The following is a 24,179-nucleotide window of genomic DNA, read 5'->3' as shown; positions in this document are numbered from 1 at the left end:
ATGAACGGACCTCTGTCCGAAAGCGGCCGCCCATGCTCTCCCGTGAAGAACGCACCCCCTTTACCGAGTGGTGGTGGACCGTCGACAAGCCGCTGCTCGGCGCGATCCTGGTGTTGATGCTGACCGGCGTCATCCTGTCGCTCGCGGCAAGTCCGCCGGTCGCGACCCGCATCGGGCTCGATCCGTTCCACTTCTTCAATCGTCACGTGATGTTCCTGGCGCCGTCGTTTCTGGTGCTGATCGGGGTGTCCTTCATGTCGCCGCGCTCGATCCGGCGAAGTGCGCTGATCATCTTCGCGATCAGCATCATCCTGATCGTGGTGACGCTCGCCATCGGTCCCGAGGTGAAGGGCTCACGGCGCTGGATCACGCTCGTCGGCGTCAACATCCAGGCCTCCGAGATCGCAAAGCCCTCATTCGTCGTCATTGCGGCCTGGTTGTTTGCGGAATCGACCAAGCGGCCCGAGATGCCGGCGACCTCGATGGCGCTGGTGCTGCTCCTGATGCTGGTGTCGCTGCTGGTGATGGAGCCGGACTTCGGCCAGACCATGCTGATCCTGATGGTGTGGGGCTCGCTGTTCTTCATCGCGGGCATGCGCATGATCTGGGTGTTCGGCCTTGCCGGCCTCGGTGCGGCCGGCCTGTTCAGCGCCTATCTCTTCGTTCCGCACGTCGCGGGCCGCATCAAGCGCTTCTTGAATCCGGCCTCCGGCGACACCTTCCAGGTCGATACCGCGATGGAGGCCTTTTACAACGGCGGCTGGTTCGGCCTCGGACCCGGCGAGGGCATCGCCAAGCGCAGCCTGCCCGATAGCCATACCGACTTCGTGTTCGCAGTCGCGGCCGAGGAGTTCGGCATCATCCTGTGTCTCGCCATGCTGGCGCTGTTCGCCTTCGTCGTGATCCGCACGCTGTCGCGTGCCTATGCCAACGAAGACATGTTCTCGCGCTTTGCGGCCTCGGGTCTTGCGATCCTGTTCGGCGTGCAGGCGGCCATCAACATGTCCGTCAACCTCCAGCTCATCCCCGCCAAGGGCATGACGCTGCCGTTCATCTCCTACGGCGGCTCCTCGATCGTGTCGCTCGCCTATGGCGTCGGCATGATGCTGGCCCTGACGCGGCTGCGTCCGCGCACCGAGGTCGAGGCCAGCGGCCATGCTGACGCGATGCGGAGTTACGCGTAGTTCTTCGTCATTGCGAGTTAGCACCGGCCAGAATCCCTCAGCGGGGGCAGTCTGGATTGCTTCGCTGCGCTCGCCATGACGGCAAAGGCCTTGTAAAAGGGCAGTGATGGACACTTCCCCCTTGATTCTTCTCGCCGCGGGCGGCACCGGCGGCCATCTGTTTCCGGCCGAGGCGCTCGGCGTCGAGCTGATCCGGCGCGGCTTTCGCGTGCGCCTCGTGACCGATGAGCGCGCGCTGCGCTACAGCGGGCTGTTCAGCAAGGACATGATCGACGTCGTCGCCAGCGAGACCGCGCGCGGCCGCAATCCGTTCCAGCTCGCCTATGCCGGCCTCACGCTCGCCACCGGCACGTTGTCCGCTTACAGCCTGATCAAGCGATTGAAGCCTGTGGCCGTCGTCGGCTTTGGCGGCTATCCGACATTGCCGCCACTGGTTGCGGCAAAATTCGCCGGCGTGCCCGGCATCATCCATGACGCCAATGCGGTGCTCGGCCGCGCCAACCGTTTCCTGTCGAGCCGCGTCCGCGCGATCGCGACATCGCTGCCGGGTGTGCTGGACCGCGATCCGGCGCTCGCAGGCAAAACCACGACCGTCGGTACGCCGATGCGCCCCGCAGTCCTTGCCGCGGCGGCGGTGCCTTACGCCGCACCCGAAGCGAATGGGCCGCTGCGTCTGCTCGTCGTCGGCGGCAGCCAGGGGGCGCGCATCATGGCCGACATCGTGCCGGGCGCGATCGAACGGCTCGAGCCGGCGCTCTGGGGTCGGCTGATCCTCACCCAGCAGGTCCGCGACGAGGACATGACCCGCGTGCGCGCGGTCTACGACAAGCTCAAGATCAATACCGAGCTCGCGCCGTTCTTCACGGATCTGCCGGCTCGGCTCGCGTCCAACCACCTGGTGGTGTCGCGCTCCGGCGCCGGCACCGTGGCCGAGCTCGCCGCGATCGGCCGGCCCTCGATCCTGGTGCCGCTGCCGGGCTCGATCGACCAGGACCAGTTCGCCAATGCCGGCGTGCTGGCCAAGGTCGACGGCGCCGTCCGCATCCCGCAGACCGAGTTTACCCCCGATCGTCTCGCCGCCGAGATCTCCGCCTTCGCCGCCGAGCCGGCGCGCCTCGCCGCCATGGCAGCCGCCGCAAAAGGGGCAGGGCGGCTCGATGCCGCCGAGCGGCTGGCCGATCTGGTGGTCAAAGTCGCGGGAATCTGAGCCCAAACGGGCCGATTTTCGTATTTTTGCCGTCATGGCCGGGCTTGTCCCGGCCATCCACGTCTTGCATGAAGTAGATCGGGATTCGTGGATGCCGGGGACGCCTTGCGTAAAGACGCGCTTGGCGCTTATGCCCGGGCATAACGACGGAACCATAGGATAAAGCATGAGACTGCCGCGCGAGATCGGACCCATCCACTTCGTCGGGATCGGCGGGATCGGCATGAGCGGCATCGCCGAGGTGCTGATCAATCTCGGCTATACCGTGCAAGGCTCGGACGCCTCGGACAATTACAATCTCGATCGCCTGCGCAAGAAGGGCGCGAAGGTTTCGGTCGGCCACAAGGCCGAGAATGTCGATGGCGCCGAGGTCGTCGTGGTGTCGACCGCGATCAAGCGCGACAATCCCGAATTGATGGCGGCGCGCGAGCGGCGTATTCCCGTGGTGCGCCGCGCCGAAATGCTGGCCGAGCTGATGCGGCTCAAAAGCTGCGTCGCGATTGCCGGCACGCATGGCAAGACCACGACGACCACGATGGTGGCGACGCTGCTCGATGCCGGCGGGCTCGATCCGACCGTCATCAACGGCGGCATCATCAACGCCTATGGTTCCAACGCGCGGCTGGGCGCCGGCGACTGGATGGTGGTGGAAGCCGACGAGAGCGACGGCACGTTCTTGAAGCTGCCGACGGACGTGGCGATCGTCACCAATGTCGACCCCGAGCATCTCGACCATTTCAAGACGTTCGAAGCCGTGCAGGACGCCTTCCGGCATTTCGTCGAGAATTTGCCGTTCTACGGCTTTGCGGTGATGTGCATCGATCATCCCGTCGTGCAAAACCTCGTCGGCAAGATCGAGGATCGTCGCATCATCACGTATGGCCAGAACCCGCAGGCCGACGTGCGGCTTGTTGACCTGAGCCCGATGGGCGGCGGCTCGAAGTTCAAGGTCGCATTCCGCGATCGCAAGACGGGTGCCGTACACGAGATCGCCGATCTCATGCTGCCGATGCCGGGCCGTCACAATGCCTCTAACGCGACGGCGGCGATCGCGGTGGCGCGCGAGCTCGGCGTTTCCGACGAGGCGATCCGCAAGGCGATCGCCGGCTTTGGCGGCGTCAAGCGCCGCTTCACCAAGACGGGCGAATGGAACGGCGTCACCGTGATCGACGATTACGGCCATCACCCCGTCGAGATCGCGGCGGTGCTGAAGGCGGCGCGGGAATCCACCAACGGCAGGATCATCGCCGTGGTGCAGCCGCATCGCTACACCCGCCTGCAATCGCTGTTCGAGGAATTCTGCACCTGCTTCAATGATGCCGATGCCGTTGTTGTCGCTGACGTCTATGCCGCGGGCGAGACGCCGATCGACGGTATCGACCGCGATCATTTCGTGGCGGGCCTGCGCGCGCATGGGCATCGCGAGGTGGTGCCGTTGCCGGGGGCTCCGGAGCTTCCGGGGATCGTCAAGGGGCTCGCGAAGTCGGGCGATCTCGTCGTGTGCCTCGGGGCCGGCAACATCACGCAATGGGCGTACGCCTTGCCTGACCAATTGAAGGCGCTGGGGTGAGGTGTTGGCTTTGATCGTATCGATCGCCACTCGGCACACTGCGCTCCCTCCCCCCCTGTGGGGGAGGGTGGGGGAGAGGGGTAGCCACACACTTCGATCTCGCTTGGGGCTACCCCCCTCCCTGCCCCTCCCCCACAAGGGGGGAGGGAACGGAGAGAATGTGCGCCCCTTACTTGAGGTCGCCGCATGAGCTTCCCCGACATCACGCCAGAGCTCAAAGCCGCAATGCCAAACCTGCGCGGCCGGCTGCTGGCCAACCAGTCGCTGGCCGAGCTGACCTGGTTTCGCGTCGGCGGCCCCGCGCAGGTGCTGTTCACCCCGGCGGACGAGGACGATCTGGCTTATTTCCTCGCGCATCTCGCAGGCGACATTCCGGTCTATGTCGTCGGGGTCGGCTCCAACCTGATCGTGCGCGATGGCGGGATTGCCGGCGTGGTGATCCGGCTCGCGCCGCGTGCTTTCGGCGAGGTCATTCCGAGCGGCGATGTCGTTACCGCGGGCACCGCGGCGCTCGACAAGCGCGTGGCGGAAGTGGCGGCCTCTGCCAATATCGGCGGACTTGAATTCTATTTCGGCATTCCCGGCACGATCGGCGGCGCGCTGCGCATGAACGCGGGCGCCAATGGCGGCGAGACCAAGGACGTGCTGATCGAGGCGCGCGGCGTCGGCCGCGACGGCACCAGCTACGTCTTCTCCAACGCCGACATGAAATTCGTCTACCGCAACAGCGGCGTCGATCCTTCCATCATCTTCACGTCCGCGCGCTTTCGTGGCGAGATCAGGGATGCTGATGCGATCCGCGCGCGGATGGCGGAGGTGCAAAACCATCGCGAGACGGCGCAGCCGATCCGCGAGAAGACCGGTGGCTCGACCTTCAAGAATCCGCCGGGCCATTCCGCCTGGAAACTCGTGGACGCCGCCGGCTGCCGCGGCTTGCGCCTCGGCGGCGCGCAGGTCTCCGACATGCATTGCAACTTCCTGATCAACACCGGCGATGCCACCGCGCACGATATCGAGACGCTGGGCGAGACGGTGCGCGAACGCGTGAAAGCGAATTCCGGAATCGAGCTGCACTGGGAAATCAAGCGGATTGGAATTCCCGGCTAATTTGGACAGACGAGAGAACATGCGCATCACCATCCTCTTCGGCGGCTCCAACCGCGAACGTCTGGTTTCCGTCGCCTCAGCCCAGGCGCTGCATCAGGCGCTGCCCGAGGCCGATCTCTGGTGGTGGGACGTCGAGGACAAGGTGCATGTGGTACAGTCGGAGCAGCTGCTCGAACATGCTCGCCCATTCGAGGACGAGTTCAAGCCGGGCACCTCAGGCATTCCGCTGGCACAGGCGCTCGACAAGGCCAAGGCAGAAGATCGTGTGCTCGTGCTCAGCCTGCATGGTGGGGCTGCCGAGAACGGCGAGCTGCAGGTGATGTGCGAGGCACGCGGCCTGCCGTTCACCGGGTCCGGCTCGGCTTCCTCGCATCTCGCCTTCGACAAGATCGCGGCCAAGCGCTTTGCCGCGCTCGGCGGCGTCACGCCGCCTGCGGGCATCGCGCTCGAGAACATCGACGAAGCCTTCGCCGAATACGGCAGGCTGATCGCAAAGCCGGCGCGCGACGGCTCGAGCTACGGCCTGATCTTCGTCAACGCCAAGCAGGACCTCGTCGCCGTCCGCAATGCGGCCAGGCGTGAAGAGTACGTGATCGAACCCTACATCGCCGGCGTCGAGGCGACCTGCGGCGTTTTGGAGCGCACCGACGGCTCGCTCATCGCGCTGCCGCCGATCGAGATCATTCCGGGCGAGGGCAATTTCGACTACGCCGCAAAATATCTCTTGAAGTCGACCCAGGAGATCTGCCCCGGCCGCTTTTCGCTGGAGGTCACCGCCGCGCTCAAGGCCCAGGCCATGCTGGCGCATCGCGCAATGTCCTGTGCCGGCTATTCCCGTTCCGACTTCATCGTTGCGGAGAAGGGGCTGGTCTATCTCGAAACCAACACGCTACCCGGGCTGACCAAGTCCTCGCTGTACCCCAAGGCGCTGAAAGCCGAAGGCATCGCCTTCGTCGACTTCCTTCGCGACCTGATCGAGCTCGCCGAGCGGCGGGTGCGGAAATAGTTAGGATTGGTTAACGGCCGGGCAGGCGAAAATGCCCGGTTTGGTGCCCAAAACCGGTAAAATACCGGACTTCGTGGCGGAAGTGCCTCAGTCAACTGGGCAAAAAGCATCCCGCGTTAACGAACTTTACCTTTTGTTTACCAGGACATCCGAAGGTTAACGCTGGCGGCGCATATGGCGTTTTGGCTGCCGGCGCGTGAACCGTTTCGGATGTTTCCGACCGGCGAACGCTTTGTAGGGGAGCGGTTTCTTCTGCCGAAGACCATTACCCGGCCCGGCACGACCGAGACGTCATGTTCGCCAGGACCCGCGCGGCGTCGCGGGGCAAACTGTTGACGAGCTCGTGCAATGGATGGTGCAGGAAGCCTCACCCGATCGCCTGTGAGATCGCTGAGGCCCCAAGCTGATCTGAAGGCGGCCGCGATCGGAGCGGTCGTGCTTCTGCGCGAGTGGGTGCAGGACAGGCTCGACCACAGGCGCGCGCAAAAGCACGCCGCCGCCGAGCGGAAGATCAAGGCCAAATCCAAGATCAAGGCCGTCGTCGAGCGTGAGCCGCCGCCGCGCGTGGTCGCGCTGGTCGAGCGCTATCTGCCGCGCCGGGTCGGGATCAGCCTGACCGTGCTGCTGTTGATCGGCAGCTGCGGCCTCGGCATCGTCAAGGGCGGCCACCTCCAGGATTTCATCACCGCCGTCAGCGACGCGCGCAACGCCGTGGCCAATTCGGCCGGCTTCCGCATCACCTCCGTCGTGATCAACGGCCGCAAGCAGCTGAGCCAGGACGAGGTCCTCGCGATCGGCGGCGTCAGCGGCCGCTCTTCGCTGTTGTTCCTCGACGCCGACGACGTCCGCGACAAGCTCAAGGCCAATCCGTGGATCGCGGATGCGACCGTGCTGAAGCTCTATCCGGGCCAGCTCATGATCGAGATTACCGAGCGGAAGGCGTTCGCGCTGTGGCAGGAGGCCGGCCGGCTCTCGGTCATCGCCGACGATGGTGCGCTGCTCGAGCCCTATGTCTCGCGCCGGTTCCTGACGCTGCCGCTCGTGGTCGGCAAGGGCGCCGATACCCAGGCGCGTGATTTCCTCACGTTGCTGGCCCGCTATCCGCAGGTCAATTCGGTGACGAAGGCCGCCATCTATGTCGGCGAGCGGCGCTGGAATCTGAGATTGAAGGACGGTCTCGACATTCGCCTGCCCGAGCAGGACGTCGGCAACGCGCTCGCCGCGCTCTCCAAGCTCGACAAGGATGACAGACTGTTCTCGAAGGACATCGTCGCGATCGACATGCGGCTGCCCGACCGGCTGGTGGTGCAGCTGTCCGATGACGCCGCCAAGGCGCGCGATGACCTGTTCAAGGACAAGAAGAAAAAGAAGGCCGGGGACGCCGCATGACCGGTCTTGATCGCACCCAGACTCCGAAGACGCGGCCGATGCCGCACAAGCGCGGCGGCCTGGTCGCCTGCCTCGACATCGGCACCAGCAAGATCGCCTGCATGATCGCGCGGCTGAAGCCGTCGGCGCCGAGCGAAGCGCTGCGCGGCCGAACCCACGCGGTGGAACTGATCGGTTACAGCCAGATCCAGTCGCGCGGCATGAAGGCCGGCGCGGTGGTCGATCTCGGCGAATGCGAGCAGGCGGTGCGCCAGGCCGTCGGGCTCGCCGAGAAAATGGCCAAGGTTCGGGTCGAGTCCGTTTTGTTGTCGGTCTCCGGCGGCCGGCTCGCGGGCCAGCTGGTCGAAGCCGCGGCCGATATCCGTGGCGGGGCGGTGACGCCGGCTGACGTCAGCCGCGTCACCTCCACCGGCATGCGCCACGCCACCGGCGAGGGCCGCACGGTGCTGCACGCGCTGCCGGTCGGCTATACGCTCGATGGCGTCAAGGGCATTCGCGATCCGCGCGGCATGGTGGCGCATCAATTCGGCGTCGACATGAACGTCGTCACCTGCGACGCCACCGTGGCACGGAACCTGATGCTGGCGGTGGAACGCTGCCATCTCAATGTCGAAGCCATGGCCGCCAGCCCCTACGTGGCGGGCCTGTCGGTATTGACCGACGACGAGGCCGATCTCGGCGCCGCCGTGGTCGAAATGGGCGCGGGCACCACCACGATCGCGGTCTATTCCGGCGGCCGCTTCGTGCACGCGGCCGGATTCGCGGTCGGCGGGCAACACATCACGATGGATCTCGCGCGCGGACTCTCCGCGACCATTGCCGATGCCGAGCGAATCAAGACGTTATACGGCACCGTCATCACCGGTGGATCGGACTCGCGTGAGCTGATGTCTGTACCGACAGCCGGTGACGACCAGGACCTGCCGCAGATCGTTTCGCGCGCCACCATCGCCAACATCGTCAAGCATCGTGCCGAGGAAGTCTTCGAAATGGTTCGGGACAAGCTGAAGGATTCGCCCTTCGCGGCAGAGCCCAAGGGCCGCGTCGTGCTCTCGGGCGGCGCCTCGCAGCTGACCGGTGTCGTCGAACTCGGCACCCAGATTCTCGGCCGGCCCGTGCGGGTCGGACGTCCGCTCGGTTTCGGCCGGCTGCCCAACGAGGCGAAGAACGCCGCGTTCGCGGTGCCGGCCGGACTTCTCGTCTACCCGCAATACGTTCACCACGAACATGTCGAACCGCGGCATACGCGGCAGCAGGTCAGGACAGGAACCGGCGGTTATTTCGGAAAGGTCGGACGATGGCTACGCGAGGGCTTCTGATGACTCATTTCCGCAAATGTCTGATTTCACCAACTCCCGCGGCCGCAGGCCGGGGCGAACCCACGCGCGCGTGATCGAGAGGCAAACATGACCATCAGCATCAACGTTCCTGATATTCACGAGTTGAAGCCCCGCATCACCGTGTTCGGCGTGGGGGGCGCCGGCGGCAATGCCGTCAACAACATGATCACGGCGGGCCTCCAGGGCGTCGATTTCGTGGTCGCCAACACCGACGCGCAGGCGCTGACGATGTCCAAGGCGCAGCGCATCGTGCAGATGGGCACCGCGGTCACGCAAGGATTGGGCGCAGGCTCGCAGCCGAACGTCGGCGCCGCCGCTGCTGAAGAAGTGATCGACGAGCTGCGCGACCATCTCTCCGGCGCCAACATGGTGTTCGTCACCGCCGGCATGGGCGGCGGCACCGGCACCGGTGCTGCCCCCGTCATCGCCAAGACTGCGCGCGACATGGGCATCCTCACAGTCGGCGTGGTGACCAAGCCGTTCCACTTCGAGGGCGGCCGCCGCATGCGCACCGCCGAAGCCGGCATCAACGAGCTGCACAAGGTGGTCGACACGCTTCTGATCATCCCGAATCAGAACCTGTTCCGGGTCGCCAACGAGAAGACCACCTTCGCCGACGCCTTCGCGATGGCGGACCAGGTGCTCTACTCTGGCGTCGCCTGCATCACCGATCTGATGGTCAAGGAAGGCCTGATCAACCTCGACTTCGCCGACGTCCGCGCCGTCATGCGCGAAATGGGCAAGGCGATGATGGGCACCGGCGAAGCCTCCGGCGACAAGCGCGCGCTGACCGCCGCCGAAGCCGCGATCGCCAACCCGCTGATCGACGATTCTTCGATGAAGGGTGCCAAGGGTCTGCTGATCTCGATCACCGGCGGCAAGGACCTGACCCTGTTCGAGGTCGACGAAGCCGCGACCCGCATCCGCGAGGAAGTCGACCAGGACGCCAACATCATCGTCGGCGCGACCTTCGACGAAGCCCTCGACGGGCTGATCCGCGTCTCGGTCGTCGCCACCGGCATCGAGCAGGCGGCGATCGCCCGCAACAGCCAGGCATCCTCCGCTCCGGTGGCCAACGCCGCGCCGCAGCAGCAGGCTCCCGCGGCTCCGGCCGTTGCTGCCGAGAGCCGTCTCGCCGACCTGACCGCGCGTCTGCGCGCCGACAACCAGCGTCTGGCCGAGCGTGCCCAGAAGATGGAATCGCAGATCCCGGCTGCGGCGCCAGCCGCCGCCGCGCCCGTCGCGCCGCGTCCCAATGTGGAGCGTGCGGCGCTTGCCGCCATCGCAGCTGCCGTTTCCGAAGCCCCTCCGGCGCCCGCCCCGCAGACCTATGGCGACGTCACCGTGCGCCCGATCGCGCAGAAGCCCACGCTATTTCCGGAGCCCGAGCAGGCGCCGGTCGCCATGCACGAGCCGATGACCCCGGAAACGTTCATCCCGCCGCAGGCCGAGCGCGCGCCGGTTCGCGCGCCGCGGATGCCGCGCCTCGAGGAGTTGCCGATGCCGGCCCAGGCCGAGCTTCGTCAGGCCCGTGGCGAGGTCGAGGAGGAGACCCCGCAGAAGACCCGCCTGTCGCTGCTGCAGCGCCTCGCCAATGTCGGCCTCGGCCGTCGTGACGAGGAGACCGAGGCTCCGATCGCCGCTCGTACCTCCGGCCCCGCCATGCCGGCGCTGCCCGAGCGCAAGCCGCAGCGGACGGTGCAGCAGCAGATCGCTGCCAGCGAACCGGTCTCGGAATATGCCCGCCGGCCCGCGCCGCAGGGTCTGGACGCCCATGGCCGTCCCGCACCTGTTGCTCCGGCGCCACAGGGAGACGACCATCTTGATATCCCGGCCTTCCTGCGGCGGCAGGCGACCTGAGGATTGTTACAATAAGGCAGACGCAAAAAGGTCCCGGCAACGAGCTTGCCGGGACCTTTCCTTTTGTCCCGTGCATCTCCGGATTGCGCGCTCAAGCAACTGATTTTAAATCATTAATTACTTGTTCGGTGCTTCAGTAAAGCCGCCGATAACGGAGCCAAATCCCGGCGCAATTTGGTTAAGCCTTGGCGCGAATACGGCGGGTTTGGGGTAACAATCGGTAAAAAAGCGTGAGTTGGCGCTGTTTGAGGCAGTGACTATGGTTCGACGTGACTTGGGGATACGGAGATTCGGACGGTCGATCTCAATCGATCAGTCTGGTCCAGTATAAGTCGCAGTGGGTCGTAGCGGGGCGGGTTCCTGATGAAATTTAGCCGGCAAACAACGCTTCGTGCGCAAGCCACAGTGGCCGGCGTGGGCGTTCATTCCGGTCTTCCCGTCACCCTCACGCTCGGACCTGCACCAGTCGATGCAGGTTTTATTTTCGTCCGCACCGGCCTTGAGGGAAGTGACCGCGAAGTCCAGGCGACCGCCGAGCAGGTGATTGCCACCGATTTCGCGACCGTTCTTGGCGACCGCAGCGGCCCGCTGGTTTCGACCGCGGAGCATGTGCTGGCGGCATTGCGCGGCATGGGCGTCGACAACGCCACCATTGAGATCGACGGTCCGGAAGTGCCGATCATGGACGGCAGTGCTGCGGCCTTCATCGCGGCCATCGATCAGGCCGGGATCGTCAGCCAGCCGGCACAGCGCCGGTTCATCCAGGTTTTGAAGCCGATCTCGGTCAAGGTCGGCGACTCCTTCGGTGAGATCAGACCCTACGGCAACGGCTTCCGCGCCGAAGTCGAAATCGACTTCACCAATCCCGTCATCGGTCGGCAGAGCTATGCCTTCGACCTCAGCTCGGAGCGCTTCCGCCGTGACGTCGGCCGCGCCCGGACCTTCGGTCTGATGGGCGACGTCGCCCGGCTCTGGAGCGCGGGCTATGCGCTTGGCGCCTCGTTTGAAAATACCGTGGTGTTCGACGACGAGCGGCTGCTCAACACCGAGGGCCTGCGCTACGCCGATGAATGCGCCCGCCACAAGGTGCTGGACGTGATCGGCGACCTCGCGCTGGCAGGCCTGCCGCTGCTGGGCGCCTATCGCTCGGTGCGTGGTGGCCACAAGCTCAACCACGCGGTCCTGACTGCGCTGCTCGCCGACCGTACGGCCTGGCGGGTGGTCGAGGGCGAGGTGGCCCGGCGCTCCACGCGTGCGGTGGCCGAGGTCGGTAGCGGCATCGTCGGTGGCCGGATCGCTGCGGCCTACGGGCCAGACGTGTCCTGAAAGCCGGTTGCGGCAAGCCGCCAGGCAAGACTTTCCCCGGGAAACTCCTGGTAACCATGATCGACCAGGATTGCGGCGATTTCGCCTTAATCCGGGCGGAATGCCTGCCTATCCGGTCGGCTCGAATGTTTTTCGGTTGCACCGCCGTGCCGTATGGCAGGCACCACGGTCAGATGTCGCGCCCGTGACGGGGATCATGGGCTTGCCGGCACGCATCACAGGGCGTCAGGTCTAAAATTCATGTCGGCACAGCGTATGACGCGCGGATCTTTATTAGTTTCGCCTCGGGCCCGTGGACTGCTTCAGGTCGCCACGCTTGTCCTGTTCGCGCTGCCGTTGGCCGGCTGCGGCACCGGCGCCCTATGGGACAAGTTCACCGCCAAGGACGACACCTTCGTCGAGGAGCCTGCCGACAAGATCTATAATGAGGGCTTGTACCTCATGAACGAAAAGAAGGACATGAAGGCGGCGAACAAGAAGTTCGAAGAGGTCGACCGCCAGCATCCTTATTCCGACTGGGCACGCAAATCGCTGCTGATGTCGGCCTACGCATCCTACCAGGGCGGCGACTATGACGGCTGCATCGGGGCTGCGACCCGCTACGTCACCCTGCATCCCGGCAGTCCGGACGCCGCCTATGCGCAGTACCTGATCGCCGCCTCGCATTACGACCAGATCCCGGACATCAACCGTGACCAGGGCCGCACCGAGAAGGCGATTGCGGCGCTGGAAGAGGTGGTGCGCAAATATCCGACGTCGGAATATGCGACCTCCGCCAAGGCCAAGATCGAGGGCGCACGCGACCAGCTCGCCGGCAAGGAAATGGCCGTCGGCCGCTACTACATGCAGAAGAAGGACTACACGGCCGCGATCAACCGCTACAAGGCCGTGGTGACGCAGTACCAGACCACCCGCCACGTCGAGGAGGCGCTCTACCGTCTCACCGAGGCCTATATGTCGATCGGAATCGTCGGCGAGGCCCAGACCGCCGCCGCCGTGCTCGGCCACAATTTTCCTGACAGCCGCTGGTACAAGGACGCCTATAATCTTGTAAAATCCGGCGGTCTCGAGCCGAGCGAGAATCAGGGGTCCTGGATCAGCCAGACCTTCAAGAAGATAGGCCTCTAGGTCTCGGCTAGGAAATTTGGTTCCATGCTGGCGCGTCTGTCGATCCGTGACATCGTCCTGATCGAACGGCTCGATATCGAATTCGCCACCGGGCTTGCGGTTTTGACCGGCGAGACCGGTGCGGGCAAATCCATCCTGCTCGATGCCTTTGCACTGGCGCTCGGCGGCCGCGGCGACGCCGGCCTCGTGCGGCATGGCGCGGAGCAGGGGCAGGTCACCGCCGTCTTCGATGTCCCGAAGAATCACCCCGCAACGAAGATCCTGGCCGAGAACGGGCTTGAGGATACCGGTGAGATGATCCTGCGCCGGGTCCAATTCGCCGACGGCCGCACTCGCGCTTTCATCAACGACCAGTCCATCAGCGTGCAGACGCTGAAGGCGGTCGGCGCCGCGCTGGTCGAGATCCACGGCCAGCATGACGAGCGCGCGCTGGTCGATGCGGCCACCCATCGCCGCCTGCTCGATGCCTTTGCCGGTCTCGAAAAGGATGTCGCCGCGGTAGAAGAGCTCTGGGACGCGCGCCGCACAGCCAACACCGAGCTCGAAGAGCATCGTGCCAGCATGGAGCGCGCCGCGCGCGAAGCCGATTATCTGCGTCATGCCTCGGCCGAGCTGAAGCAGCTCGCACCGAGGGACGGCGAGGAGACCGCGCTCGCCCATCGCCGCACCACCATGATGCAGGGCGAGAAGATCGCCTCCGATTTGCGCGAGGCGCAGGAGGTCGTCGGTGGCCACAATTCGCCGGTCACGGCGCTGTCGGCCGCCGTGCGCCGGCTGGAACGTCGTGGTGTGAATTCGCCGGCACTGGTCGAGCCTGCGGTCAAGGCGATCGATGTCGCCATCAATGCGCTGGAGGAAGCCGACCAGCATCTCGAGGCCGCGCTGGCCGCGACCGATTTCGATCCGGCCGAGCTCGAACGCATCGAGGAGCGGTTGTTCGCGTTGCGCGCCGCGTCCCGCAAATATTCGACGCCTGTCGACGGCCTCGCCGCGCTCGCCGCCAGATACGCCGCCGACGTCGTGCTGATCGATGCCGGCGCTTCGCGCCTGAAGAAGCTGGAGCAGGCCGCGGTCGAGGCAGATGGCCGCTATGCGGCTGCGGCGAAAAAGCTCTCAGCGGCGCGGCAGAAATCGGCCGAGAAGCTCAACAAGGCGGTCGACGCCGAGCTCGCGCCCCTCAAGCTCGACCGCGCAAAATTCATCACCCAGGTTACGACAGACGAGGCCGCGCCCGGACCGCAAGGCTTCGACCGCGTCGAGTTCTGGGTGCAGACCAATCCCGGCACCAAGCCGGGCCCGATGATGAAGGTCGCTTCCGGCGGCGAGCTCTCCCGCTTCCTGCTGGCGCTCAAGGTCGTGCTGTCCGATCGCGGCTCGGCCCCGACATTGGTGTTCGACGAAATCGACACCGGCGTCGGCGGCGCGGTTGCGGATGCCATCGGCGGTCGCCTGGCGCGGTTGGCGGGCAAGGTTCAGGTGATGGCCGTGACCCACGCCCCGCAGGTCGCCGCCCGCGCCGACCAGCATCTGCTGATCTCCAAGGATGCGCTGGACAAGGGCAAGCGGGTCGCCACTCGCGTCAATGCGCTGGCCGCCGACCACCGCCGCGAGGAGATCGCCCGCATGCTGGCCGGTGCCGAGATCACGGCCGAGGCGCGGGCGGCTGCGGACCGGCTGCTCAAGGCGGCGACGGCTTAGCTTTGTCCCGGACGCGCGTAGCGCGAGCCGGGACCCGGAATGTTGCGCTGGGCCCCGGCTCTGCATCGCACCGCTGAAGAAGCGCCGCGTGCGTCCGGGGCACAAGACTTTAACCGCCTTTACCGTCCCGCCCGCTCCGTCGTATCCAAACACCATGGCCAGAGCAGAAAAATCCAAAGCAAAGCCGCTTCGCGACGTCACGGACCTCACCAAGGCGCAAGCCAAGGTCGAGCACATGCGGCTCACGCTCGAACTCGAAGAGCACGACAAGCGCTATTATCAAGATGACGCGCCGACGGTGACGGACGCCGAATATGATGCGCTGCGCCAGCGCCTCAACGCGATCGAGAAGCGCTTTCCTGAACTCGTCAGCGCGGACTCGCCGTCACAGAAGATCGGCGCGGCGCCGTCCGGGCGCTTCAGGAAGGTCCAGCACTCCGTTCCGATGCTGTCGCTCGACAACGCCTTTGCCGAAGAGGACGTGCGCGATTTCGTCGGCCGCATCGTGCGCTTCCTGAAGCTCGACGACGACAAGATCAATTTCTCGGCGGAGCCGAAGATCGACGGCCTGTCGATGTCCCTGCGCTATGAGGGCGGCGAGCTCGTCACTGCGGCGACGCGCGGGGACGGTGCGGTCGGCGAGGACGTCACCGCCAACATCCGCACGCTCGAAGACGTGCCGCAGAAGCTGAAGGGGCGCAACGTCCCTGACGTCTGCGAGGTGCGCGGCGAAGTCTACATGACGAAGAAGGCCTTCCTCGCGCTCAACGAGCGGCAGAAGGCCGCCGGCGATACCATCTTCGCCAACCCGCGCAATTCCGCCGCCGGCTCGCTCCGTCAGAAGGACCCGACCATCACCGCCTCGCGTCCGCTGGGCTTCTTCGCCTATGCCTGGGGCGAGATGAGCGCGATGCCGGAGGAAACGCAAAGCGGCATGATCCACTGGTTCGAGCGTTGCGGCTTCAAGACCAACCCGCTGACGAAGCTGTGCCACTCCGTTGAGGAATTGATCGCGTTCCACCAGAGCATCGAGGAAGAACGCGCCGAGCTCGACTACGACATCGACGGTGTCGTCTACAAGGTCGATCGCATCGATTGGCAGGAGCGTCTCGGCTTCGTCTCGCGCACGCCGCGCTGGGGCATCGCGCACAAATTCCCGGCCGAGCGGGCCATGACGGTGCTGCGCGCCATCGAGATCCAGGTCGGACGCACCGGCTCGTTCACGCCTGTCGGCAAGCTCGAGCCGGTCGGCGTCGGCGGCGTGATCGTGCAGAACGTCACGCTGCACAACGAGGACTACATCAAGGGTATCGGCAACAAGGGCGAGGTATTGCGCGAGGGCCGCGATATCAGGATCGGCGACACCGTCGTGATCCAGCGCGCCGGCGACGTGATCCCGCAGATCGTCGACGTCGTCCTCGACAAGCGGCCGAAGAGCGCCGGGGAATACCGGTTTCCGAAGAAATGCCCGTGCCCGCTGCATACCGATGTCGTGCGCGGCGCGACGGCCGCCGGCGAGGAAGAATCTCGCGCCCGCTGCACCGGCGAGTTCGCCTGCCCCTATCAGAAGATCGAGCACCTAAAACTGTTCGTGTCGCGGCGCGCCTTCGATATCGATGGTCTTGGCGAGAAGCAGCTGCAGTATTTCTTCGATCAGGGCTGGGTCAAGGAGCCCGCCGATATCTTCACGCTGGAGAGCCGCAACGCCAAGCTCAAGCTCGAGGAGATCGAGGGCTATGGCGCGACCTCGGTGCGCAATTTGTTCGGCGCGATCGAGAGCCGGCGCAAAATCGCGCTGGAGCGCTTCGTCTATGCGCTCGGCATGCGCCATGTCGGCGAGACCACGGCCCTGGCGTTGGCGCGCGGCTACGGCTCCTGGGACGCCTTCCACGACGCCTGCCTCAAGGTCGCCAAGGGCGACGAGGAGGCGATGGCGGAGATGGACGCGCTCGACCAGATCGGCGATACCGTGATCAAGAGCATCGCCGACTATTTCGGCGAGAGCCACAATCGCGGCATCGTCGAACGGCTGACCAAGGAGGTCGAGATCATCGACGCCGAGAAGCCGAAGAGCAACTCGGCGGTCGCCGGCAAGACGGTCGTCTTCACAGGCTCGCTGGAGAAGATGACGCGGGACGAGGCCAAGGCGACAGCCGAGCGGCTCGGTGCCAAGGTATCGGGCTCGGTATCGAAGAAGACCGATCTCGTCGTCGCAGGCCCCGGCGCGGGCTCGAAGCTGGCGGAGGCCAACAAGCACGGCGTCCAGGTGCTGACGGAAGACGAGTGGCTGAAGCTGATCGGGGAATGAGGATTTTCTTCGTCATTGCGAGCGCAGCGAAGCAATCCAGGGTCTCTCCGCAGTGGCAGTCTGGATTGCTTCGTCGCATGGGCTCCTCGCAATGACGGGCAGGGGGCGAGCGGCCCCTTCACATCATCCCCGTTTCTTCCTCTTCCGCCTGCTCGATCAATTCCTCGCTCACCAGGACGTCGCGTCGGGGGACCACGAATGTCATCGTGCAGGCGCAAAGCAGCGAGATCGCGAGAACCGCCGAGGTTAGCGGCAACGTGGTCGCGGCGTGGCCGCCGAGATAGGCGCCGAATTGCGACATCAGCGCACCGATGCCTTGCTGCAGGAAGCCCATCGCGCCTGATGCGGTGCCGGCGGCTTCGGGCCGGATGCTGATGGCGCCGGCTGCGGAATTCGCCATCACGAAGGCATTGCCGACCATCACGATCATCTGCGTGCCGAACAGCAAGGCGGGCGCCTCGTTCCAGCCAGTCAGGCTCCAGAGCAGGTTCAGGAGGCTGCCGCAGAGTTGCAGGGCCAGCCCGAACCAGATCAGCTTTTCCAGCGAATGCCGTGGCGCGAAGCGCACGCAGAGCAAATTGCCGACCAGATAGGCGAAGCCGGTCGTTGCGAACCAGGCGCCGTATTCGGCGCTGGACCGGCCCATCTGCGTCACGACGATGTAGGGGCCGCCGCCGGCGAAGGTGAAGATGATCTGCGATGCCAACACCTGGCACATCACATAGCCGATGAAGGCGCGGCTCTTGATCAGCACGCCAACGTCGGCGCGAAAGCCGCCGCTGCCGGCCGCGGGGTCGCGGCGGGTCTCTGGGAGTGCGATCGCGATGCCGATGGCGACCGTGATCGCGCCGATCGTGACGGCGTAGAAAATGGCGCGCCAACCGAACGCGGTCTCGATCAGCCCGCCGGTGAGTGGCGAGACCATCTGGCCGATCATCAGCGCGGCGACCACGAGGCTGATCATCGAGGCGACGCGGTCGCGCTCATAGATGTCGCGGATGATGGCGCGGCTCACCACCATGCCGGAAGCGCCGCCGAGTGCCTGGAAGAAGCGCGCGGCGATCAGCTGCGGCAGGGTTTCGGCGAAGATACACGCAACGCTCGCCGCGACCATCAGCGCAAGGCCGCCAAGCAGGACCGGGCGCCGGCCGAACTTGTCCGAGAGCGGCCCCATGATGAGCTGTGACAGCGCGATGCCGACCATGTAGAGCGACACCGTCATCTGCGCAATCGAGATGTCGCGGCCGAACGTCGCCCCCAGCGCGGGCAGCGCCGGCACCAGGATGTAAAGCGAGATCGGCGCGATCCCGGTCATCGCGACCAGCAGCAGCAACATCAAGCGCGAGGTCGCGATGTTGGTCGCTGCTCCCGGCGGTCGGCTGATCATACCGTGCATGGATCGAGACTAGCCGGATCGCCGCGGCCGCGAACATGGCCGTTTCGGTATGCGGCTATGCGTGATGCTGGAGCCTTGCGCCGATCGCGTAGTGCTATGCGGGCGCCGTCTAGGCCTTCAGCTCCGCGGCGGCCTGATCGAGCCAGGACTTCGCTGGCTCATCCAGCCCCGGTCCGACTTCAGCGCGGACGCGCGCGTGGTAGGCATTGAGCCAGGCGAGCTCGTCGCGGTTCAGCATCGCGGTGTCGATCAGCCGGCGGTCGATCGGCGCCAGCGTCAGCGTCTCGAAGGCGTTCATCGATTTCTCGGCGCCCTCGATGTCGGCGGCGACGACCAGCTCGAGGTTCTCGATGCGGATGCCAAAACCGTCGGTCTTGTAATAGCCAGGCTCGTTGGAGAGGATCATGCCGCGCTTCAGCGGCGTGGTGCCGAGCTTCGAGATCCGCGCCGGGCCTTCGTGGACACTGAGGTAGCTGCCGACGCCATGGCCGGTGCCATGCTCGAAATCGACGCCGGCGGCCCAGAGATATTGCCGCGCGAGCGTGTCGAGCTGCGCCCCGGTGGTGCCGTCGGGGAAGACGGCGCGCGCGATCGCGATATGGCCGCGCAGCACGCGGGTGAAGCGGTCGCGCATCTCCTCGGTGGGCTCGCCGATCGCCATGGTGCGGGTGACGTCGGTGGTGCCGTCTTCATATTGCGCGCCGGAATCGATCAGCAGCAGATCGCCGGGCACGATCCGCCGGTTGCTCTTGCGGGTGACGCGGTAATGCACGATGGCGCCGTTCGGGCCGGTGCCTGATATGGTTGGGAACGACACATCCCTCAAGGCGCCGGTGTCGCGGCGAAAGGTCTCCAGCGCTTCGACCGCGTCGATCTCGGTGAGCTTGCCGGTTGGTGCCTCGCGATCGATGAAGGCGAGGAAGCGCGCCAGTGCGATCGCATCGCGCCGGTGCGCCGTCTGCGCGCCCTTGATCTCGGTCGCGTTCTTCACGGCCTTCAGCAGCGCGATCGGATCGCTGCCGCGTACGGGCTTGCCGCCCCCGCCCGCGATCAGCCGGCTCAGTGCGTCGGCCGCCGTGGCGGCGTCGAGCGCGATTGCGGCGCCGCTCTTGGCGAGCGCCATCAGGGTCGGCGTCAGCGCATCGGGCTCGCGCACGTCGGCCGATTGCTCGAGATGATCACGCGTCAGGTTGGAGAGCTTGCGGTGGTCGATGAACACGGTGGGACGGCCGACCTTGGGCACCAGCGCGTAGGACAGCGGCAGCGGCGTATGTGCGACATCGGCGCCGCGGATGTTGAAGGTCCAGGCCACCGCATGGCTGTCCGACAGCACCAGCGCGTCGGCGCCCAGTCTGTCGATCTCGCTCTTGATCTGCGCCACCTTCTCGGCCTCGGCGACACCGGCATATTGCAGGCCGTGGATCGCGACCGGTGCGATCGGCGGCTGCGGCCGGTCCTGCCAGACCGCGTCAATGGGATTGCTGTCGACTGCCACCAGTTCGGCGCCGGCCTTGGCGCAGGCGGCGGCGAGGCGCTCGGCTGCCGCGAAAGTGTGCAGCCACGGATCAAATCCTAGGCGGTCGCCAGATTTAAGATGCGCTGAGATCCAGCTCTCCGGCGGCGGATCGACCAGCGATTCCACCGTCCACGCCTTGGCGTCGACCTGCTTGGCCGCCTGGATCGTGTAGCGGCCGTCGACGAAAACCGCCGCCTTCTGGGTCAGCACCACCGCGAGTCCCGCCGATCCGGTAAAGCCGGTCAGCCAGGCGAGCCGCTCTTCGGAGGGCGCAACATATTCATTCTGCTGCTGATCGGCGCGCGGAATGACGAAGCCGGTCAGCTTGCGGCGGGCGAGCTCTTCACGGAGTGCGGCAAGCCGCGCCGTCAATGCGACGCCAGCTTCGGGCTCCTCGAATGTCTGGAAGTGCGCTTCGAACATGGCTCAGTTTAGGGTCATCAGGATCAGTCCGCAATGCGGACGCAATTGCATGGAATTTGGCACGGACTGTGCTTGAAAATGTTCCATCCAAACTGAGTGGAGTATTGGATGCGGCAGTTGCGCTTCGTCCGGACATCGGGGACATTCGAGCAGGTGGTTCATCTCAATGGCGAGGGGACACACGATGCCATCGTTCACGTTTGAGAAGATTTCGCCGCCGGTGCGTCGCGCGCCGGCAGCGCCGACACCGAAGAAGCCGCGCGGCCTCATCAGCCAGATGATCGACCGCGTCTCCGAGCGTCGCGCCCGGCGGGCGGTGCCGGCCGAGCCGCCGATGCGCCGGGATGACAAGCCGGCGGAGTAGGACGGCGAAGGGGCGCGTCACCCGTGAATGCGCCTCATCCCATCTTCCGCAGCAACAAACTGCTCCAGCCCTCGATCCGCAAATGCCGGAGCGGCATCAGGCCACGCGCGCGGTAGGCGGCGATCACGGCGGGGGCCTGATGGCTGAGCAGACCGGAGAGAATGACACGCGCGCCGGGTGCAAGATGCCGCGCCATCGGGCCGGCCAATTGCCGGAGCGGATTGGCCAGGATGTTGGCCAGCACCAGGTCGAACGGGCCGCTTCTGGCAAAATCCGGCGCGGCGAAGCCGGTGGCGCGGATCACCCGGACATGTTGACCGGCTTGGTTCAGCGCCGCGTTCTCGGCCGCGACCCGCACCGACGGCGGATCGATGTCGGAGGCCAGCACCGCACGGTGCAGCGATTTTGCGGCCGCGATCCCAAGCACGCCGGTTCCGGTGCCGAGGTCGAGCACGCGCTTCGGCCGCGCCTGTTTCAGGACATGGTCAAGCAGGAGTAAACAGCCGCGCGTGGTGCCATGGTGGCCGGTTCCGAAGGCGAGGGCGGCCTCGATCTCGATCGCGAGCTTGTTCGGTGCCACGCGATCGCGGTCATGGCTGCCATGGACAACGAAGCGTCCGGCCGGCACCGGGACCAGATCCTCCAGGCTCGCCTTGACCCAGTCCTTGGCTTCGACCGTGTCGAAGGCAAGGTTGGCGGCAATGTCATTTCCTGCTGAAGTTGCAATGATTTCGCGGAGCAATGCCTGATCCGGCGCCTCGGCGAAATGCAACGTGACGTCCCATTGTCCGTCCGGCCGCTCGAACGCGGCCACTGCCGCATCGCCCTCGAGAAACACCTCGGTGAGTACGTCGACGACGCGCCTGGCGGCGGCCTCGTTGCCGATCGAGAAAGTAGCGCGATGGGTCGGGGACGGCTTCATTCCAGGGGCCCGTTGGTTTCAATTTGGGGAACTTTTGTTCCTGATTTCCGTATAACTTGCGGTTTCCCGGTTAACTTGACCGAAGGCTGCGTTCCGTAGATTTCCGGATGTTGGATCCAACGATACACCCTGGAAGTGAAACGGAGGCGAGTCTTGAAGCGCATGGTTTCGAAATTTTGGTCTGATGAGTCTGGCGCGACCGCGATCGAATACGGCCTGATCGCAGCCGGTATCGCGCTGGCGATCATCACCGTGGTGAACAGCCTCGGCACCTCATTGAACGACAAGTTTGGTTCGGTTAGCAGCTCCTTGAAGTAATTTCTGCCTCCCAATTCCCAGCGGGGCCACTTTCTTCATAGACGGCTTTTCGATGAGCGCCCGCTGCGGAGATTGTCCGTTGGCGGGCGACGTCGTTTGGGCGATTATCGTGGCCTATACCCGCCAAATCGTTCGGTGATGATTCACCGGCCTATACCCGGTTTATCAAGTCGCTTCTCCACAGCCCGCTCGGCGCTTATACGATGCGATCGAGCCGTGCCTCCACGGCTTCACCACAGCTTTGCCAACAGGCCTTTCCACAGTCCGTCCACAAATCTATCCACGGCTTGCGAACAGGCTGCGGTGATCCCGCAAGATCGCCTGCGCGGCATTGTGGCCGGGGGCGCCGGTGACGCCGCCGCCGGGGTGCGCGCCGGAGCCACAGTGATACAGGCCCTTCAGCGGCCCACGGTAGTCGGCATGGCCCAACATCGGCCGGGCCGAGAACAGCTGGTTGAGCGACAGCGCGCCATGGAAGATGTCACCCCCTAACAGGCCGAATTGCCGCTCGAGATCGAGCGGGGAGAGCATCTGGCGGCCGAGCACGCTGGACGCAAAGCCCGGCGCGTAGCTATCCACCGTCGCGATCATGAGATCGGCGACCTCGTCGCGATGGTCGTCCCAGGATTTGCCGTCGGGCAGTTCGGGTGCAACATGCTGGCAGAACAGGCTTGCAACGTGTTGGCCCGCAGGCGCGAGCGTATCGTCGAGCGTCGAGGGGACCAGCATCTCGACGATCGGCTGCCGACTCCAGCCCTGCGCCCGCGCATCGAGATACGCGCGGTCCATATAGCCGAGATCAGGGGCCAGGATGATGCCGGAGGTGAGGTGATCGCCGTGACCAGGCAGCGCCGTGAAGGAGGGCAGGCGATCCAGCGCCACGTTCATGCGGAAGGTGCCGGAGCCGTTCCTCCAGTGGCGAATGCGGGCGAGAAAATCCCGGGGCAGGGCATCGGCCGCGATCAGACGTGTGTAGAGCAGTTTGGGATTGACGTTGGCCGCGACGTACTTTGCGCGGATGGCCGTGCCGTTTTCCAGCACCACGCCGACGGCGCGGTCGCGCGCGACGATCACCTCGCGCACGCCGGCATCAAGCTCGATCGTGACGCCGCGCGCACGGGCGGCTCGGGCCATCGCCTGCGTGATCGCGCCCATGCCGCCGATCGCGTGGCCCCAGGCGCCCTTCTTGCCGTTCACTTCGCCGAAGGCGTGGTGCAGCATCACGTAGGCTGAACCGGCGGCGTAGGGGCTCGCGTAATTGCCGACGATGGCATCGAAGCCGAACAGCGCCTTGACCAGATCGTGCTCGAACCGCTCATCCAGCATCTCGCCGGCGGAGCGGGTGAAGAGGTCGAGCAGGCTGCGGCTTTGCTCCAGCGTGAGGCCGCGCAGGATGTTGGCTGTCGTCAATGCGTTTGCGGCCTCGCGGATGGCGCCAATGCCGAAACTGCCGAGCAGGTTTGGCGGGGCGCGCAGCACGAACTGTCGCAGCACGTCGGCGATGTCCCCGAGCTCGCGCGAGAAGCCGTCGAGCGCATCGGCATCGCGCGCGCTGAGCCGCGCGACGGACGCCTTGGTCCGGCCCTCGCCGGTGAGGAGATAGTTGCCGTCGGGGGCGGGCAGGAAATTCTGTGCGCGCCGCTCGACCACGCGCAGGCCTTGTTCCGCAAGACCCAAGTCGCGGATGACCTGCGGGTTGAGCAGGCTCACCGTGTAGGCCGCGACCGAGTTGCGAAAGCCCGGATGAAATTCCTCCGTGACCGCGGCCCCGCCAACCACCTTGCGGCGCTCGATGACATGCACGCGCAACCCCGCCGTCGCGAGATAGGCCGCGCAGGTGAGGCCGTTATGGCCCGCGCCGATGATGACGACGTCGGTTTCGGTCATGACTTCCCTGGTTGCCGTCGCGATGCGGAGCATCGAATTACGGTGCGGGCTCCCGCATCGCAGAATCTCGAAATTCCGGGTTCGCGCTTCGCGCCCCGGAATGACATCTCTATATCAAGCATTGCTCCCTGCAACATCACGAGAGCATTTATTGCCCGTTCAGGCGCGGTGTGCTCCATTGCGCCCGCCCGGCGCCCGCCGGGCCTTTGTTCGACACGTTTTCTCGGGCG

18 protein-coding genes and 1 pseudogene are annotated in these 24,179 nt (G+C 65.4%); 15 read left to right on the top strand and 4 right to left on the bottom strand.

What is annotated here, in order from left to right; genetic code table 11:
- Positions 1 to 32 precede the first annotated feature (32 nt).
- The 13 genes and pseudogenes from ftsW to ligA all read left to right on the top strand — a co-directional run bounded on the left by ftsW (position 33) and on the right by ligA (position 17,123).
- Positions 33 to 1,184, top strand: coding sequence for a putative lipid II flippase FtsW (gene ftsW, locus ACVIIW_RS01090; protein WP_456699045.1), 1,152 nt, complete (start codon positions 33 to 35; stop codon positions 1,182 to 1,184).
- A gap of 106 nt (positions 1,185 to 1,290) precedes the next feature.
- A complete protein-coding gene (murG, locus tag ACVIIW_RS01085) occupies positions 1,291 to 2,391 on the top strand; it encodes an undecaprenyldiphospho-muramoylpentapeptide beta-N-acetylglucosaminyltransferase (RefSeq protein ID WP_456699044.1) in 1,101 nt (366 codons plus the stop codon).
- Between the two features lie 166 nt (positions 2,392 to 2,557).
- Complete coding sequence (gene murC / locus ACVIIW_RS01080) at positions 2,558 to 3,961, top strand: UDP-N-acetylmuramate--L-alanine ligase (RefSeq protein WP_456699043.1); 1,404 nt, start codon at positions 2,558 to 2,560, stop codon at positions 3,959 to 3,961.
- Positions 3,962 to 4,147: 186 nt separating this feature from the next.
- Positions 4,148 to 5,068: a UDP-N-acetylmuramate dehydrogenase gene (gene murB / locus ACVIIW_RS01075; protein WP_456699042.1), complete on the top strand. Its 921-nt coding sequence runs from the start codon at positions 4,148 to 4,150 to the stop codon at positions 5,066 to 5,068.
- 19 nt (positions 5,069 to 5,087) lie between these two features.
- Positions 5,088 to 6,074 carry a D-alanine--D-alanine ligase family protein gene (locus ACVIIW_RS01070; protein ID WP_456699041.1) on the top strand — a complete coding sequence of 329 codons (987 nt, stop codon included), beginning with the start codon at positions 5,088 to 5,090 and terminating at the stop codon, positions 6,072 to 6,074.
- Positions 6,075 to 6,341: 267 nt separating this feature from the next.
- Positions 6,342 to 6,459: pseudogene (locus ACVIIW_RS01065) on the top strand (D-alanine--D-alanine ligase); the annotation flags it as partial.
- Entirely contained in the window at positions 6,423 to 7,463 is a 1,041-nt protein-coding gene (locus ACVIIW_RS01060; RefSeq protein ID WP_456699040.1) for a cell division protein FtsQ/DivIB, read from the top strand. The pseudogene ACVIIW_RS01065 and the gene ACVIIW_RS01060, both read left to right, overlap by 37 nt.
- The gene (gene ftsA, locus ACVIIW_RS01055; RefSeq protein WP_456699039.1) at positions 7,460 to 8,782 is read left to right on the top strand and encodes a cell division protein FtsA; all 1,323 of its coding nucleotides are present in this window, start codon (positions 7,460 to 7,462) and stop codon (positions 8,780 to 8,782) included. Before ACVIIW_RS01060 ends, ftsA begins: the two co-directional genes overlap by 4 nt.
- Before the next feature lie 87 nt (positions 8,783 to 8,869).
- Positions 8,870 to 10,663 carry a cell division protein FtsZ gene (gene ftsZ, locus ACVIIW_RS01050; protein WP_456699038.1) on the top strand — a complete coding sequence of 598 codons (1,794 nt, stop codon included), beginning with the start codon at positions 8,870 to 8,872 and terminating at the stop codon, positions 10,661 to 10,663.
- Between the two features lie 363 nt (positions 10,664 to 11,026).
- The gene (gene lpxC / locus ACVIIW_RS01045; protein WP_456699037.1) at positions 11,027 to 11,989 is read left to right on the top strand and encodes a UDP-3-O-acyl-N-acetylglucosamine deacetylase; all 963 of its coding nucleotides are present in this window, start codon (positions 11,027 to 11,029) and stop codon (positions 11,987 to 11,989) included.
- A gap of 240 nt (positions 11,990 to 12,229) precedes the next feature.
- Entirely contained in the window at positions 12,230 to 13,117 is an 888-nt protein-coding gene (locus ACVIIW_RS01040) for an outer membrane protein assembly factor BamD (RefSeq protein ID WP_456699036.1), read from the top strand.
- 24 nt (positions 13,118 to 13,141) lie between these two features.
- Positions 13,142 to 14,815, top strand: a complete 1,674-nt coding sequence (gene recN / locus ACVIIW_RS01035) for a DNA repair protein RecN (protein ID WP_456699035.1) — start codon at positions 13,142 to 13,144, stop codon at positions 14,813 to 14,815.
- A 154-nt stretch (positions 14,816 to 14,969) separates the two neighbouring features.
- Positions 14,970 to 17,123, top strand: a complete 2,154-nt coding sequence (gene ligA, locus ACVIIW_RS01030) for an NAD-dependent DNA ligase LigA (RefSeq protein ID WP_456699034.1) — start codon at positions 14,970 to 14,972, stop codon at positions 17,121 to 17,123.
- 118 nt (positions 17,124 to 17,241) lie between these two features.
- Here the strand turns inward: ligA and ACVIIW_RS01025 are convergent, their stop codons facing one another.
- A complete protein-coding gene (locus ACVIIW_RS01025) occupies positions 17,242 to 18,519 on the bottom strand; it encodes a multidrug effflux MFS transporter (RefSeq protein ID WP_456699033.1) in 1,278 nt (425 codons plus the stop codon).
- Between the two features lie 109 nt (positions 18,520 to 18,628).
- Complete coding sequence (locus ACVIIW_RS01020) at positions 18,629 to 20,458, bottom strand: aminopeptidase P family protein (protein ID WP_456699032.1); 1,830 nt, start codon at positions 20,456 to 20,458, stop codon at positions 18,629 to 18,631.
- Between the two features lie 184 nt (positions 20,459 to 20,642).
- Between ACVIIW_RS01020 and ACVIIW_RS01015 the strand changes: the two genes are divergently transcribed.
- Complete coding sequence (locus tag ACVIIW_RS01015) at positions 20,643 to 20,822, top strand: hypothetical protein (RefSeq protein WP_456699031.1); 180 nt, start codon at positions 20,643 to 20,645, stop codon at positions 20,820 to 20,822.
- Between the two features lie 34 nt (positions 20,823 to 20,856).
- Here the strand turns inward: ACVIIW_RS01015 and ACVIIW_RS01010 are convergent, their stop codons facing one another.
- Entirely contained in the window at positions 20,857 to 21,744 is an 888-nt protein-coding gene (locus tag ACVIIW_RS01010; protein WP_456699030.1) for a 50S ribosomal protein L11 methyltransferase, read from the bottom strand.
- A gap of 162 nt (positions 21,745 to 21,906) precedes the next feature.
- Here ACVIIW_RS01010 and ACVIIW_RS01005 point away from each other — a divergent pair, with 162 nt between their 5' ends.
- Entirely contained in the window at positions 21,907 to 22,062 is a 156-nt protein-coding gene (locus ACVIIW_RS01005; protein ID WP_092228302.1) for a Flp family type IVb pilin, read from the top strand.
- Between the two features lie 276 nt (positions 22,063 to 22,338).
- On the opposite strand, the gene ACVIIW_RS01000 is transcribed toward ACVIIW_RS01005, so the two are convergent.
- Entirely contained in the window at positions 22,339 to 23,982 is a 1,644-nt protein-coding gene (locus ACVIIW_RS01000; RefSeq protein WP_456699029.1) for a phytoene desaturase family protein, read from the bottom strand.
- Between the last annotated feature and the right edge of the window lie 197 nt (positions 23,983 to 24,179).

Source organism: Bradyrhizobium sp. USDA 4449 (assembly GCF_054056275.1).
This window is presented reverse-complemented; position numbering and strand designations above follow the sequence as displayed.